General features: G+C 65.7%; 13 protein-coding genes and 1 riboswitch. Of the genes, 7 read left to right on the forward strand and 6 right to left on the reverse strand.

Annotated features, from left to right (window positions below):
• Window positions 1-28 precede the first annotated feature (28 nt).
• Window positions 29-1,444, reverse strand: a complete 1,416-nt coding sequence (locus EPN80_RS04125; RefSeq protein ID WP_293024063.1) for an amino acid permease — start codon at window positions 1,442-1,444, stop codon at window positions 29-31.
• Window positions 1,445-1,933: 489 nt separating this feature from the next.
• Window positions 1,934-3,706, reverse strand: coding sequence for a sulfoacetaldehyde acetyltransferase (gene xsc / locus EPN80_RS04130; RefSeq protein ID WP_293024065.1), 1,773 nt, complete (start codon window positions 3,704-3,706; stop codon window positions 1,934-1,936).
• Between the two features lie 362 nt (window positions 3,707-4,068).
• Here xsc and EPN80_RS04135 point away from each other — a divergent pair, with 362 nt between their 5' ends.
• From EPN80_RS04135 to EPN80_RS04155, 5 genes are all read left to right on the forward strand, one after another.
• The gene (locus tag EPN80_RS04135; RefSeq protein ID WP_293024067.1) at window positions 4,069-4,821 is read left to right on the forward strand and encodes an IclR family transcriptional regulator; all 753 of its coding nucleotides are present in this window, start codon (window positions 4,069-4,071) and stop codon (window positions 4,819-4,821) included.
• Window positions 4,822-4,880: 59 nt separating this feature from the next.
• A complete protein-coding gene (locus EPN80_RS04140) occupies window positions 4,881-5,804 on the forward strand; it encodes a bifunctional enoyl-CoA hydratase/phosphate acetyltransferase (protein ID WP_293024069.1) in 924 nt (307 codons plus the stop codon).
• A gap of 82 nt (window positions 5,805-5,886) precedes the next feature.
• Window positions 5,887-5,991: riboswitch (ZMP/ZTP riboswitch) on the forward strand.
• A gap of 92 nt (window positions 5,992-6,083) precedes the next feature.
• Window positions 6,084-7,331 carry a serine hydroxymethyltransferase gene (glyA, locus tag EPN80_RS04145; protein ID WP_293024071.1) on the forward strand — a complete coding sequence of 416 codons (1,248 nt, stop codon included), beginning with the start codon at window positions 6,084-6,086 and terminating at the stop codon, window positions 7,329-7,331.
• A 35-nt stretch (window positions 7,332-7,366) separates the two neighbouring features.
• A complete protein-coding gene (gene nrdR / locus EPN80_RS04150) occupies window positions 7,367-7,834 on the forward strand; it encodes a transcriptional regulator NrdR (protein WP_293024073.1) in 468 nt (155 codons plus the stop codon).
• Window positions 7,835-7,855: 21 nt separating this feature from the next.
• Window positions 7,856-8,926 (forward strand): hypothetical protein, encoded by a 1,071-nt coding sequence (locus EPN80_RS04155; protein ID WP_293024076.1) that lies wholly within the window; start codon window positions 7,856-7,858, stop codon window positions 8,924-8,926.
• 28 nt (window positions 8,927-8,954) lie between these two features.
• On the opposite strand, the gene msrA is transcribed toward EPN80_RS04155, so the two are convergent.
• The 3 genes from msrA to msrB form a co-directional block, all read right to left on the reverse strand.
• Window positions 8,955-9,638: a peptide-methionine (S)-S-oxide reductase MsrA gene (gene msrA / locus EPN80_RS04160; protein ID WP_293024295.1), complete on the reverse strand. Its 684-nt coding sequence runs from the start codon at window positions 9,636-9,638 to the stop codon at window positions 8,955-8,957.
• 93 nt (window positions 9,639-9,731) lie between these two features.
• A complete protein-coding gene (locus EPN80_RS04165) occupies window positions 9,732-11,531 on the reverse strand; it encodes a cytochrome c biogenesis protein DipZ (protein ID WP_293024078.1) in 1,800 nt (599 codons plus the stop codon).
• 57 nt (window positions 11,532-11,588) lie between these two features.
• The gene (gene msrB, locus EPN80_RS04170) at window positions 11,589-12,104 is read right to left on the reverse strand and encodes a peptide-methionine (R)-S-oxide reductase MsrB (protein ID WP_293024297.1); all 516 of its coding nucleotides are present in this window, start codon (window positions 12,102-12,104) and stop codon (window positions 11,589-11,591) included.
• 175 nt (window positions 12,105-12,279) lie between these two features.
• Here msrB and EPN80_RS04175 point away from each other — a divergent pair, with 175 nt between their 5' ends.
• Both EPN80_RS04175 and EPN80_RS04180 read left to right on the forward strand, forming a co-directional pair.
• The gene (locus tag EPN80_RS04175; RefSeq protein WP_293024080.1) at window positions 12,280-12,996 is read left to right on the forward strand and encodes a response regulator transcription factor; all 717 of its coding nucleotides are present in this window, start codon (window positions 12,280-12,282) and stop codon (window positions 12,994-12,996) included.
• On the forward strand, window positions 12,993-14,477 hold the full coding sequence (locus tag EPN80_RS04180) for a HAMP domain-containing sensor histidine kinase (protein ID WP_293024083.1): 1,485 nt from the start codon (window positions 12,993-12,995) through the stop codon (window positions 14,475-14,477). The genes EPN80_RS04175 and EPN80_RS04180 overlap by 4 nt, the downstream gene beginning before the upstream one ends.
• Before the next feature lie 22 nt (window positions 14,478-14,499).
• Here the strand turns inward: EPN80_RS04180 and EPN80_RS04185 are convergent, their stop codons facing one another.
• The gene (locus tag EPN80_RS04185; protein ID WP_293024299.1) at window positions 14,500-15,366 is read right to left on the reverse strand and encodes an ABC transporter permease subunit; all 867 of its coding nucleotides are present in this window, start codon (window positions 15,364-15,366) and stop codon (window positions 14,500-14,502) included.
• Between the last annotated feature and the right edge of the window lie 21 nt (window positions 15,367-15,387).

Consider the following 15,387-nt stretch of genomic DNA (forward strand, 5'->3'; position numbering starts at 1 on the left):
CGCGACCGGCGAGCGCCGGACGCCGGTTTTACGTCTCGTATTGCCCCTGCGGCAGGCGGGGCCCGCGCCAGATCGAGCGCAGCGCGAAGGCCGCCAGCAGGATCGCCAGGCTTACCACGCCGAGCGCCAGCGGCGTGCGCTGCGACGGAATGAAGGCCATCGCGGTGACGATGCCGAGCATGCCGGCGATGGCAACGTAGGTCAGCCACGGAAAGCACCACATCCGCACTTTCAGGCGCTCGGGCGCCTGGCGTTCGAGCCGGGCGCGCAGGCGCAATTGCGACAGGGCGATCAGCACATAGACAAAAATCGCCACGGTGCCGTACGAATTCACCAGGAAGGCGAACACCTTGTCGGGCGAGACGTAGGACATGACGACCGCCGCATAGCCGAACAGGGTGCCGGCCAGGATCGCGCGCACCGGCACGCCACGCCGGTTCAGGCGGGCCAGGGCGGCTGGCGCGTCGCCGCGCCGGGTCAGCGCGAACAGCATGCGCGAGGACGCATAAAGCCCCGAATTGAGCGCCGAGAGCACGGCGGTCAGCACCACGGCATTCATGATGTTGGCCGCGGCCGGAATATGGATCGCCTCGAGCGCGCTCACATAGGGCGTGGCCATGCCGGCCGAGTTCCAGGGCACCAGGGCAACCACCAGCAGAATCGAGCCGACGTAGAAGAACAGCACGCGACTGATGACCGAATTGGTGGCCCGTGCGACCGCCTGGTGCGGCTCGGCGGCCTCGGCCGCGGCAATCGTCACGATCTCGGCGCCGAAGTAGAAGCCGGTGGCGGCTACCGCGCCGCTGAGTACCGGCCCGATGCCGTTGGGCATGAAGCCCCCGTGCGCGGTGATATTGCCCAGCCCGCCGGTGGCGTGCGGCCACAGGCCCAGCACGTAGAGGCCGCCCAGGAACAGAAACACCACGATGGCCGCGACCTTGATCGAGGCGAACCAGAACTCGAACTCGCCATACGAGGCGACCGACACCAGATTGGTCAGCGTCAGCAGCACCAGCAGCACCAGGCTGATGGTCCAGGCCGGCACGCCAGGCAGCCAGAACTGGACCAGCGAGGCCCCGGCCACGGCCTCGACCGCGACCACGATGACCCAGAAATACCAGTACATCCAGCCGGTCAGAAAGCCCGCCAGCTCGCCCGCCGCCGGACGGTCGTCGAACGCCAGCCGGGCATATTCATAGAACGAGCCGACGGCCGGCAGCGCGCAGGCCATCTCGCCGAGCATGCGCATGACCAGCACCACCAGTGCGCCGGTGATCAGAAAGGAAATAATCGCGGCCGGACCGGCCGAGTGGATAACGACGCCGCTGCCGACGAACAGGCCGGCGCCGATCACGCCGCCCAGCGCGATCATGGACATGTGGCGTTGTTTCAGACTGTGCTGCAGGCGGCTCGCTGATGGGTTCGAGCGTGGATCTTGATACATGCCGGCCTCCTCTTGGCGGACAAGCGTGACGAAAACACCGGCGGCATGCGCGGGGCGGGCTCGCGCTGCGCGCGAACGGATGCACCCGGCCGGTGCCGTTGGCAACGGTGTGGTTTGCGATAGGGATGCGGCCGCGGCCGCGCGGCTCGCGGGCGGGTTACGCGCGCGGTGCCAGGGATCTACGCCGGCGCTGCGCGCCGTGGTCCAGGAACGGGAACGGATGACGATTCGCCGCAGGCAGGCTGCCGGCGCGGGCGCGCGTCACGGCACGAGCGGGAAAGGGAACGACTGACACAGTGAAGCCTCCTGATTTTTTCACTCGACGCTCTATACCGGCTGCGCTGGGCAGCGGCTGGCGCTTTTCGTTATTTCGTTATTGACGGGAAGCGGTGTGGCGACGCCCCCAGGGTACTGCGCAAATTTTACCGCGCGCGGGACGAAGCCCGCGGCGGCCAATGGGCGCCACGCAAGTGGCGCCCAGCCAGCGACTCAGACGAAGTCCTTGTACTTGTCCAGCAGGCGCACCGGCATCGACAACGCGTCGCGACGGAACGGGTCGCCCAGTTCGCGCGTGACCATCACTTCGATGATGGTGGTCTTGCCGTCCTTCTGGGCGGCGCAGGCCGCGGCCAGCGCCGGGCCGACGTCCGACAGCTGATCGATCACCACGCCTTCGGCGCCCATCGAGCGGCCGATCGCGGCGAAGCTCGGGTTTTCCAGATCGGTACCGACGAAGCGGCGGCTGTAGAAGTCCACCTGGTTCTTCTTCTCCGCGCCCCACTGCTTGTTGTGGAACACCACGGCGGTGGTCGGGATGTTCTCGCGCACGCAGGTCAGGATTTCACCGAAGCTCATGCCCCAGGCGCCGTCGCCGACGTAGGCCACGGCCGGACGATGAGGCGCGGCCACCTTGGCGCCGATGATCGCCGGGAACGCATAGCCGCAGTTGCCGAAGCTCATCGCCGCAAACATCGAGCGGGGCTGCTCGAAACGCAGGTAGCTGTTGGAAACCGAGCAGATGTTGCCGATGTCGGTCGAGACCATTGCATCCTTCGGCATGGCCTTTTCCAACTCGCGCAACATCTGGCGCGGATGCATTTCCTTGGCGTTCTTGATGACGTCCATGCTGTACGGATCGCGCTCGTGCGTCCATTCCGTCAGCTCGGCTTCCCAGGCGGCCTTTTCCTGCTTGATGTCGTTCAGGCGCTGGTCGCGGTTGGCGTGGCAGGCCAGCGATTGCGACTTCAGGCGCTCGGCCAGGGCCAGCGCGGCCGAGCGGGCATCGCCGCACAGGCCGACCGAGATCTTCTTGACCAGGCCCAGCATCTTCGGATCGGCGTCGACCTGAATGATCTTGGCGTTCTTCGGCCAGTAGTCCATGCCGTGCTGCGGCAGCGTGCCGAACGGTCCGAGCCGGGTACCCAGGGCCAGCACCACGTCGGCCTTGGAGATCAGCTTCATGCCGGCTTTCGAGCCCTGATAGCCGAGCGGGCCGCACCACAGGCGGTGGCTGGCCGGGAAGGAATCATTGTGCAGGTAGCTGTTGACCACCGGCGCGTCGAGCAGCTCGGCCAGCGCCACGCAGGCCTCGACGCCGTTGGACATCACCACGCCGCCGCCGGCCAGAATCACCGGGAACTTGGCGCTGGCCAGCAGCTCGGCCGCTTCGACCAGGGCTTGCGTGCCGCCCGGGCCGTTTTCGATGCGGATCGGCTCGGGAATTTCGTACTCGTATTCGCCGTAGAAATAATCGCGCGGAATATTGAGCTGGGTCGGCCCCATGTCGAGCATCGCGCGATCGAAGCAGCGCCCGGTGATCTCGGCCATGCGGCGCGGATTATTGACGTGCCCCTGGAACTTGGTGATCTTCGAGAAGATCGGCAGTTGTTCGGTTTCCTGGAAGCCGCCCAGACCCATCGTCATGGTGCCGGATTCCGGTGTGATCATGACCACCGGGCTATGCGCCCAGTAGGCCGCGGCGATCGACGTCACGAAGTTGGTGATGCCGGGGCCGTTCTGCGCCATGCATACGCCATGGCGGCCGGCCACGCGCGAGAAGCCGTCGGCCATATGGCCGGCGCCTTGTTCGTGCACGGTCGGAATGTAGCGAATGCCGGCGGCCGGAAAAATGTCCAGCGCATCCATGCAAGCCGAGCCGACGATGCCGAACACATCGGTCACGCCGTTGGCGACCAGCGTTTCGACAAACGCTTCGGATGGCGTCATTTTGGTTTTGCCCTGTGTGACTTGGCGGTTGGCCATGGTATGTCTCCTATTTAGGGGGGGCGGTGGGCGACGGCGTCAGCCGCCAAAAAATTAATGGAACAAAACGTACTGTTTATTTTTGTACAAAGACACTAAAAAGACAATACCGGTTACAAAAAAATTTTTCGGTACGATTCGTTGACAAAATTTTAATCGTGCCGCATATTGAGTCCGTGCATACCGGGAGTTATGAAGCAATGACTGGAGTGCTTGCAGAGGGCCTGCCGACCAAGCAGGCCAAACCAGCAAAGCAAACGGCGCCAGACCAGGCGTCGCGGGAGGGAGTGCGTGTGCAGCAGGATGCGGCCGACGGCAGCCGGTACAATAAGCCCGTTTCATTTTTCGGAACGGAAGACGGCATGAATAAAGCTGATACGCCCACCCTGCGGGCCTTTGCGCTGTTGGAGCACCTCGTCAAGGCCGATCGGCCGTTGTCGCTGGCCGAGATCGTGCAGGACTTCGAGGCGCCCAAGGCGTCGCTGCACCGCATGCTGGCGGCGCTCGAGGCGGGCGGCCTGGTGATTCGCGAACCCGGCGGCAAGAATACCTATGCGATCGGGCCGCGCCTGTCGCAGTTGGGCATGAACGTGGTCATGCATACCGGCGGGCGGCGTGTCAGGCATGCCATCCTGAGCCGGTTGGTGGCCGATCTGGGCGAGACCTGCAATCTCACCATGCTCAACGAGACGGAGGTGCTGTATCTGGATCGCAAAGAGGCCCCGTGGCCGCTGCGGCTGGATCTGAAGCCCGGCTCGCAAGTGCCCGTGCACTGTTCGGCCAGCGGCAAGCTGCTGCTGGCGATGCTGCCGCGCGAGGAGCGCGGCATGCTGGTGCGAACCCTGAAGCTCGAACGCTTCACGGCCAACACCATTACCGACGTCGAATTGCTGGAGGCCGAGCTCGATCGCATCGCCTACAAGCAGATCGGGGTCGACAACGAAGAATTCGTGGCGGGCATCGCCTGCGTGGCGGCGCCCCTGATTTCGGCCAACGGCACGTGCCTGGCGGCCATCGCGGTACACGCGCCGATCGCCCGCACGCCGCTGTCGCGGGCCATGGAGTTCGTGCCGCGCCTGCAGGAAGCAGCCCGGGAACTGGCGCAAACATTTTAGTCGCGGGAGCTCCTCCCGGCCGGCCAGGCCAGGGGCGGCGCGCCCGTCCAGGAGGAGACATGTCGTATACGTACCCCTATTTGAACGGCCTGATCGACCAGGCCGCCGGCTCCAGCATCACGATCGCCGTCGTCTATCCTTGCGAAGAGGTATCGCTGCGCGCGGCGATCGGGGCGGGCACGCGCGGGCTGGGCAAGCTGCTGCTGGTCGGGCCGCGTGAGCGGATGACGCAGGTGGCGGCCGACGGTGGCATCGACCTGAGCGGCGCGACCCTGGTCGACACGCCCGACGACCCGGTCGCCGCGGCCCGGGAGGCTGCGACGCTGGTCGCGCAAGGGCAGGCCCAGGCGATCATGAAGGGTAGCCTGCACACCGACGAACTGATGGGGGTGCTGGTCGGCCGCGAGGCGGGCTTGCGCACCAGCCGCCGCATCTCGCATGTGTTCCTGTTCGACATGGCCGACATGCCCAAGCCGCTGATGCTGACCGATTGCGTGGTCAATATCGCGCCGGACCTGATGGTCAAGCGCGATATCGTCCAGAATGCGATCGATCTCGCGCATGTGGTCGGCATCGCCAAGCCGCTGGTCGGCATTCTGTCGGCCACCGAGTCGGTCAATCCGGCCATTCCGGGCACGCTCGACGCGGCGGCGCTGTGCAAGATGGCCGATCGGGGCCAGATCACCGGCGGCGTGCTGGACGGCCCGCTGGCTTTCGATAATGCCATTTCGCTCGAATCGGCCCGCATCAAGAAAATCCATTCGCCGGTGGCCGGCCATCCCGACATCCTGCTGGTGCCCAATCTCGAAACCGGCAACACCCTTTACAAATCGCTGGTCTACCTGGGCCACGCCGAATGCGCGGGGCTGGTGCTCGGCACCCGGGTGCCGGTGATCCTCACCAGCCGGGCCGATTCGCCGTTCTCGCGGCTGGCCTCGGTCGCCCTCGGCGTGCTGTTCGCGGCACGCAAGCCGGCCGCCTGAATCCGGCGCGGCGGCCGCGCAACACCACCGGGGTTGGCCCGGTTGCCTATCAGGCCGTCCTCGCATACACTACTGGCGCCATATCCCCCCGCGTGACTGGCGATTACGGCATGCCCGGCATGCCCGAGGTGGACTGACCCACCGGGAAGCGCGGGGCGCATTTTTGCCGTTCGCCTGGGCAGCCGTGATGGCGGGGCTGCTCTGTCTATTGCTTGCCACCAATCGTTGGCATGCCTGCCCCGCCTCATCGGATAACCTGTTCAACCCAACGGAAAAGCCATGTTCGACAAAGCCAAGGACACGATCGCGAATATCGACCCCGAAATCTGGGCGGTCATTCAGCAGGAAAATCAGCGCCAGGAAGACCATATCGAGCTGATCGCCTCGGAAAACTACACCAGCCCGGCGGTCATGGCCGCTCAGGGCTCGCAGCTCACCAACAAATACGCCGAGGGATACCCGGGCAAGCGCTATTACGGCGGCTGCGAATACGTCGACGTGGTCGAGCAACTGGCGATCGACCGCGTCAAGCAGCTGTTCGGCGCCGAGGCTGCCAACGTGCAGCCGAACTCCGGCTCCCAGGCCAACCAGGGTGTGTTCTTCGCCGCGCTCAAGCCGGGCGACACGATCATGGGCATGAGCCTGGCGCATGGCGGTCACCTCACGCACGGCTCGCCGGTCAACATGTCCGGCAAGTGGTTCAACGTGGTCAGCTACGGGCTGAACGAAAAAGAAGAGATCGATTACGACGCCGCCGCCAAGCTCGCCGAACAGCACAAACCGAAGCTGATCGTCGCCGGCGCCTCGGCTTACTCGCTGCACATCGATTTCGAGCGCATGTCGCAGATCGCCAAATCGATCGGCGCTTACTTCATGGTCGACATGGCGCACTATGCCGGCCTGATCGCCGCCGGCGTCTACCCGAACCCGGTGCCGTTCGCCGACTTCGTCACCACCACCACGCACAAGAGCCTGCGCGGCCCGCGCGGCGGCGTGATCCTGATGAAGGCCGAGCACGAGAAGATCGTCAACTCGGCGATTTTCCCCGGCATTCAGGGCGGCCCGCTGATGCACGTGATCGCCGGCAAGGCCGTGGCCTTCAAGGAAGCGCTGTCGCCCGATTTCAAGGTGTACCAGCAACAGGTGGTGGACAATGCCCGCGTGCTGGCCGAGACCCTGGTGCAGCGCGGTTTGCGCATCGTCTCCGGGCGCACCGAGTCGCACGTGATGCTGGTCGACCTGCGCGCCAAGCAAATCACCGGCAAGGCGGCCGAAGCGGCGCTGGGCGAAGCCCACATGACGGTCAACAAGAACGCCATTCCGAACGATCCGGAAAAGCCGTTCGTGACCAGCGGCATTCGCCTGGGCTCGCCGGCGATGACCACGCGCGGCTTCGGGCAAGCCGAGACCGTGCAGGTGGGCAACCTGATCGCCGACGTGCTCGAGAATCCCGCCGATGCGGCGAATATCGAGCGCGTTCGCGGGCAAGTGGCCGATCTGACCAAGCGTTTCCCGGTCTATCGCTGAGCGCCTGAGCCCGCTACCCACCACGGCCCGCCGCGATGCGCTGCCCCTTCTGCCGCCACGATGACACCCAGGTCATCGACTCGCGCGAGGCCGAGGACGGCGCCGCCATCCGGCGGCGCCGCAAGTGCCCTGCCTGCGACAAGCGCTTCACGACCTACGAACGGGTCGAGCTGGCGCTGCCCTCGGTCGTCAAGAAAGACGGCAGCCGGGCCGACTACGATCGCGCCAAGGTGCGCGCCAGCATGCAACTGGCAATTCGCAAGCGCCCCGTCAGCGCCGAAGCGCTCGACGCCGCCATCGCCCGCATCGAATACAAGCTGCTGGCCGGCGGCGAGCGCGAAGTCGCCAGCCAGCGCATCGGCGAACTGGTGATGCGCGAGCTCAAGCGGCTCGACAAGATCGCCTATATCCGTTTCGCATCGGTCTACCGCAGTTTCGAAGACGTCGCCGAATTCCGCGACGTGCTCGAAGAGATCGACAGCGAGCGACCCAAGCGGCGCTGATCCGACGTCATTTCCGCTGCGTTGCGCAGACCGGGCCGAACAGACAGTTCGGCCTTTTCGTTTGTGCGCTGCTGTGCGCCACGGATCGTACCGCCATACTCTATGGGTCTTAACCCGCAATCGGAGATTTCTAATGTCCGCCAGGAATTCACCCCGATAGCATGTCGCTCCATTCATCGAATACAAAACATCAACCTCATGAGCGATCTCGCGACCACGCAATGGGTCATGGTGCTTGCTTTGATCTCCGCCGTGAGCCGGGCCGGATTGAATCTCATCGACCGATATCAGATCGGGCTCAAAAATCTCTCCATTCTCAACGTCAATTTATGGAATAACCTCATTCCGGCGGCATTGATGACGCTCGCAGGCCTGCTGCTGGGTGCGGGGCGCGAGGTCGCGCATTGCCTGCTGGATTGGCGCACCGTGGCCTTTGCCGCCCTGGTGCAATTGACTGCCTATGCATTCTCGTATGGGTTTCGACACCTGAACGTCAACCAGGTCACGGTCGTTGGCAAGTTCTCCGATTTGCTCATCCCCATCGGGATATTTTGGACGACATACGACTGGCAGTGGAAAACCTATGGCTTTGCGGTTGCCACGACAGTGGTGAGCTTGCCGATTTTCCTTGCGGCGGATTCGCGCCACCGCCGTTCCGGGCTTTTGACCGCCGGCGCTTTCATAACCGGTGCGCTGGTGCTGCAGGCGAGCCTCTCGCCGCTCCTGGTGCCGTCTTTCTCCGCTTCGCACCTGCGGCTCGCCGTGGTTTTCACGACCGCGGTCATCATCTGGCGGGCGGCCTTGAGCTGCATCCCCTTGTGGCGTCGGTTGATGCAGCGGCAGTCGCACGTTTTCAGACCGCCGCTGAGCGCCATGCTGATGCTCAGAAGCGGGCTCACGGTCGTCACGCAAATGACCTTCATCGGCGCCGTCGGCAGCGCCGTCTCGGCGGTTGCCTGGCCCATCTTGAACTCGACGGGATGCCTCGCCATGCTGCTTTCGAGCCTGCTGCTCAAGGACCACGTCACGGGCAAAGAGAAGTGGGTGGTCGCCGCCATTGGCGGGTTGACGGCGCTGCGCTTCTTTGCCTGAGCGGCGAGCGCCGAGCCGCCGGTGCGTCTTACCGTGCCGCCGCACTCACCAACACCGGATCGCTGCGATACCAATGCGGGAAAAGCTGTTTCAGGTTGGCGATTTTTGGCAGATCGTTATAGGCGATGTACGGGTTGTCGGGATGCAGCGTCAAAAAGTTTTGGTGATAGCCCTCGGCCGGGTAAAAGCCCTTGAAGGTTTCCACCCGCGTGACGATCGGCGCGGGGAATACGTGCGCGGCGTCGAGCTGGGCGATATACGCCTGCGCCACGCTGCGCTGCATCGCATTTTGCGGAAAGATCGCCGAGCGGTATTGGGTACCGTGATCGGGCCCCTGGTAGTTGAGCTCGGTCGGGTTCTGCACCACCGAGAAATAGATCTGCAGCAGGCGCCCATAGGTGATCTTGGCCGGATCGTAGGTGATGCGCACCGATTCGGCGTGGCCGGTGTCGCCGCCGCTGACCGTCTCGTACTGGGCCGTGCTGGCCGCGCCGCCCGAGTAGCCCGACACCGCCTGCGTGACGCCGCGCACGTGCTGGAAGACCCCTTGCACGCCCCAGAAGCAGCCGCCGGCGAGCACGGCTGTCTCGCTACGCACGGAGCCGACGGTTTCATCCTTGGCCGGGGCCGGAATGGTGACCGCATTCTCGGCCGACTGTACCGACCCTTGCCATGCCAGCAGGCCAGCCAGCACGACGGCGGCGCCGGCCATTTTCAACAGCATCGGCCGAGTCCAGCGCGTGCGGCGACGGATTGAAGTATTCATGATGTGATTCCTCGATACATGCTTGAGTGGCGTAACAAGTCATCCGAAAGTAAAAGCGTACGCTTGAACGCCCGGATCCAGAAATTCGATTGCAAAGGTGCGGTCGGTCACGGTCTTGTCCTGCCGAACCAATTGGTATAGCCGCTGTTCGGTAATCGTGCCGTCGCCCTTGGCGTCGACATCGACCCCGTGCGCAGCGCCCGGCGGCGCGCCGTCGATGCTCACGCGAAAGCGTACCGGCTTGCCGTCCTTGGCCGGTCCGAGCACGAGATTCAGGTCGCGCGCATGAAAGCGATACACGATGCGGCCCGTCGCGCCGTCGAGCGTGGCATGGGCGCCGCCCACCTGCCAGGTGCCCGCCAGCCCCCACTGATTGAGCGCCGGCCGCGCCGGGGCCGTATATTGCTGCGGCAAATTGCGTGTCTGGCCGCCCGGGGACGCAAACCGCTCGGCGCGCCGGTAGCCGATATAGGTCTCGGGCGATTGCAGATCGGCATTGTCGGGCGCCATTTGCACGCCTTTATCGGGCGTGCCGACCAGGCCGGTTGCGACGTTTCGATGGCCCGCCTCGGCCAGCAGTTGCTGAATCGCGTGTTCGGTCTGCGCGTATTCACCCTCGCCGAAGTGATGATGGCGAATGCGGCCCTGCGCGTCGACGAGATACTCCGCCGGCCAGTACTCGTTGTGCAGCGCGCGCCAGATCGCATAGTGATTGTCGATCGCGACCGGGTAATCGATGCCCAGCTCGTGCACCGCGCGCTTGACGTTCGCCACGTTGCGCTCGAACGCGAACTCCGGCGCATGCACGCCGATGACCACCAGCCCCTGGTCGCGATACTTGCTCGCCCACGCCTTCACATACGGCAGCGTGCGCAGGCAATTGATGCACGAGTAGGTCCACACATCGAGCAGCACCACCTTGCCGCGCAGATCCTGCGCGGTGAGCGGCGGCGAATTGAGCCATTGCACGGCGCCCGACAGCGGCGGCAATTGCCCCTCGACCGGCAGCGCGGCGGCGGTCTCGACCGGGGCCGCCGTGCGTACCATGCGCATGGCCGCTTCCGGCTGGGCCTGCGCGGCCATCATCGCGCCGGCCGGGCCGCCGGTGTGCGTCGCCGCTGGCGAAAGATCGTGGATCAGCGCCTGTTCGAGACCGCTGGTGGCCACCGTGGAGACGCTGGCCAGGGCGCCGGTGTCGAGCCCCAATGCGATCGCCACCACGCCCCCGAGCATCGCCGCGCCGAGCCCGCGCCGGATCCACTCGCCGGCACCCAGCGAGCGCTTCATGGCGGCGAACACCTTGCTGCCGAGCAGCAGCGCCACCGCCAGCGACGTGGCGGCGCCCGCGGCATAGGCCAGCAGCAACAGCGTAGTGCCGACGCTGGCGCCATGCAGCGCGGCGCCGGTCAGTACCAGCCCGAGAATCGGTCCGGCGCACGGCGCCCACAGCAGCCCGGTCGCAATGCCCAGCAGAAACGACGACCCGGCGCGCGGCGCTCCGCTGGCGTGGGCGGCGCTCGACAGGCGATTGCCCAGTGCCACCAGCGGGCGTGTCAGGTGCTCCGCGAGCCGGGGCAGCAGCAGCGTCAGGCCGAACAGGGCCAGCATGACCAGCGCCAGCCAGCGCCCGTATTGGTTGGCGGCCACCACCCAGCCGCCGCCGACGGCCGCCAGGGTGGCTACCGCGGCGAAGGTCAGCGCCATGCCGGCCAGCAGCGGCAGGCCGCTGCGCACGAAAGGCTGGTCCGCACGCGAGAACACGAACGGCAGCACTGGCAGGATGCATGGACTCAGAATCGTCAGCACACCGCCGAGATAGGCGAGCACAATGAGAAGCATTGGAAGGTTCCCTGGTTTGGTTGATGCAACAATCGATCCATGCCGGCGCGGCCGTGTTCAGGCGGCCTTGGGCGTGAAGCGCAGCGCCAGCCCGTTCATGCAATAGCGCAGTCCGGTCGGCTTCGGGCCGTCGTCGAACACATGGCCCAGATGGCCGCCGCAGCGCCGGCAATGCACCTCCGTGCGCGCCATGCCGAACGACAGATCCTCGCGCGTGGCCACCGCGTGCGGCAGCGGCTCCCAGAAGCTCGGCCAGCCGGTATGGCTGTCGAACTTGGTGCGTGATGAAAACAGCGGCAACTGGCATCCGGCGCACGAGAATACGCCGGCATGATGCTCGTCGTTCAACGGGCTGCTATAGGGGCGCTCGGTGGCGTCCTCGCGCAGCACCGCGTAACGCTCGGGGCCGAGCAACTGGCGCCATTGCGCCTCGGTGTGCGTCACCTCGAACGTCTCGCGCGGCGCCGCGGCACTGGCCGGCGCGGCCTGCAACCCGCGCCGGCCGGCCAGCACGGCCGCCATGGCGGCCGCAGCGGCGCCGCCGGTAAGTAGAAAACCTCGGCGGGATGGCATCATCGTTCTCCTGGAGTCAAAGGTCGATGTGCGCATGGTATGGCGCGCGTGGTTGCCAGATCCTCACGTAAACTTAAATTAAATGTGATACTTGGCCGCCCCGGAATTGCGCACAATGGCGGCATGAGCGCCGCGGCCCCCGGGGCTCGGCGCATCTCTTCCCGGAAAACGACGGATGGATCAGCCCAAACGCATACTGGTCGTCGAAGACGATCGCCACATCGCCGAGTTGATGTGCCTGCATCTGCGCGACGAACGCTATGAGGTCGTGCATTGTGCCGACGGCGACGAGGGTCTGCGAAGACTTGAACAGGGTGGCTGGGATGCGTTGATCCTCGACCTGATGCTGCCCGGTGTCGACGGCCTGGAGATCTGCCGGCGCGCCCGGGCGATGGCGCGCTACACGCCGATCATCATCACCAGTGCGCGCTCGAGCGAAGTGCACCGCATCCTCGGCCTGGAACTGGGCGCCGACGATTACCTGGCCAAGCCATTCTCGGTGCTCGAGCTGGTGGCGCGCGTCAAGGCGCTGCTGCGGCGCGTCGATGCGCTGGCCCGCAACATGCGGCTCGATGCCGGCAGCCTGGCACTGGGCGGGCTGTCGATCGATCCGCTCACGCGCGAGGCCGCGGTCGACGGCAAGCGCATCGAACTCACGCCGCGCGAATTCGACCTGCTGTATTTCTTCGCGCGCCATCCGGGCAAGGTGTTCTCGCGCATGGATCTGCTCAACGCCGTATGGGGCTATCAGCACGATGGCTACGAGCACACCGTCAACACCCATATCAATCGCCTGCGCGCCAAGATCGAGGCTGACCCCGCCCAGCCGTGCCGTATCCAGACGGTGTGGGGCTACGGCTACAAATTCGTGCCGGAGGCCGACGCATCATGAATCTGACGCTCACGCAGCGCCTGTCGCTGGTGTTTTCCGCATTGCTGCTGGCCTGTTGCGGCGCCTCCGCATGGCTGCAGGTGCGGGCCAACCACATGCACGAGGAAGAGGTCGTGCAGGGCCTCTCGCGCGGCCTGGCCGAGCATATCGCCCACAATACCGAACTGATGGATGCCAGCGGGCTGAAGCCCGACGCGCTGCGGCGGCTGTTCGGGCAATTGATGGTCGTCAACCCGAGCGTGGAAGTGTATTTGCTCGACAGCAGCGGCCGCATCAAGGGCGACGACGCCCCGGCTGGCCACCTCAAGCGGAACCGGGTCGACCTCGCGCCGGTACGGCGATTTCTGGCCGGCGCGCCGCTGCCGATCTTCGGCGACGACCCGCGCAGCACCGACGCGCGCAAGGTGTTCAGCGCGGCGCCGTTGCAGGTCGGCGGCCGCGACGGCGTGGCCGGCTACATCTACGTGGTGTTGCAGGGCGAGGCGCGCGACCGGCTGGCGGCACGCCTGGCCGCGAGTGCCGTGCTGCGCACGACGCTATGGTCGATGGCGTTGGTTGCGCTGCTCGGGCTGGTGGCGGGGCTCTTCGCGTTCGGCCTGATCACCCGGCCCTTGCGCCGGCTCACCGAGCGGGTGCGCCGGTTCGACGCCAACGGCGACGTGCCATTGCCGCCGCCCGAGCCGCCGGCGCCGCCGACACCCGGGCGGCGCGACGAAATCGCCGTGCTCGAGAGCGCCTTCACGCAAATGGCCGCCCGGATCGGCGAGCAATGGCGCACGCTGACCCGACAGGACCAGGAGCGGCGCGATCTGATCGCCAATATCTCGCATGATTTGCGTACCCCGCTGGGGTCGCTGCACGGCTATCTGGAAACCCTGTCGCTCAAGGCCGATACGCTTGGCGAGGCCGAGCGGCGCCGCTATCTGTCGATCGCGCTGGACCAGAGCCGCAAGGTCGGCGGGCTGGCTCAGTCGCTATTCGAACTGGCGCGGCTCGAGCACGGTTTCGTGCAGCCGAATCTGGAAGATTTCTCATTGCCCGATCTGGTGCAGGACGTGTTCGAGAAATTCGGGCTGGCGGCCCAGGCGCGGCAGGTCGGCCTCTCGGCCAGCCTGCCGCCGCACGTGCCGGCGGTGGCGGCCGATCTGGGCATGATTGAGCGCGTGCTGACCAATCTGCTCGACAACGCGATTCGCCACACACCGCCGGGCGGCTCGGTCGAAGTGGCGCTCGCGCCGCGCGAGGACAGTGTGGAAGTGACCGTCAGCGACACCGGCCCGGGCGTGCCGGCGGCGCTGCGCGAGGGCCTGTTTCGCCGCCCCAGCCTGGGCGATCCGCGCCGGCCGGGCGGGCTGGGGCTGCTGATCGTGCAACGCATGCTGCAACTGCATCACAGCGAGATTCGCCTGATCGAGCATGCCGGCTGCGGAGCGATGTTCCGCTTCGAGCTGCCGGCGGCCAACGTCCGGCGCGCGCGATGATGCAACGCACGCGCCGCGCGGCCTACACCTTGCCTTTCCAGGGCACCAGCACCTTCTCCAGATAGCGCATCAGCAAGTCGAAGGTGAACGCGAACAGGCCGATGATGATGATGCCCATGATCACCACGTCGCTGGCCAGGAACTCGGCCGCGTTGAGCACCATGAAACCGAGCCCCTTGCTGGAGGCCACCATTTCGGCGGCCACCAGGGTGGTCCAGCCCACGCCCACGCCGATGCGCATGCCGGTGAAAATCTCCGGCAGGGCCGACTTGACGATCACGTGCATGATGATCTGCCGCGGCGATGCGCCCATCGAATAGGCGGCGTGGATCTGCTCCATCGACACCGAGCGCACCCCCGAGCGGGCCGCGATCGCCAGCGGCGCGAAAATCGCCAGGTAGATCAGCAGCACCTTGGAGAACTCGCCGATGCCGAACCAGATGATGACCAGCGGCAAGTAGGCCAGCGGCGGCAACGGCCGGTAGAACTCGATGGGTGGATCGAAAATGCCGCGCACCACCCGGTTCACGCCCATCATGATGCCGATCGGGATGGCCGTCACGCACGCCAGCGCAAAGGCGCCGAACACGCGATACAGGCTGATCAGCGTGTGCTGCCACAGTGTCGAGCCGGCAAAGCCCTCGGTCGAGACTTCGATGAATTTCGCATAGATCGCGTGCGGTCCCGGCAGGAACAGCGGCTTGACCATGCCGGTCGTCGTCACCAATATCCAGACCAGGAACAGCACCACGACCGTCGTGATACTGATGGCCAGGCTGCTGCCCTGGCCCGGTGCGCCGAACGCCTCACCCGGTTTGGCGGGCTTCTTGGCGAACAGCTTGGTCAGCAGGCCCGGGCGGGCCGGCGCTGCCTTGGGCAGGGTGTTCATGGTGTGACCTCTGGCTTCGGG

Source organism: Pandoraea sp., from assembly GCF_004297875.1.
Lineage (GTDB): Bacteria > Pseudomonadota > Gammaproteobacteria > Burkholderiales > Burkholderiaceae > Pandoraea.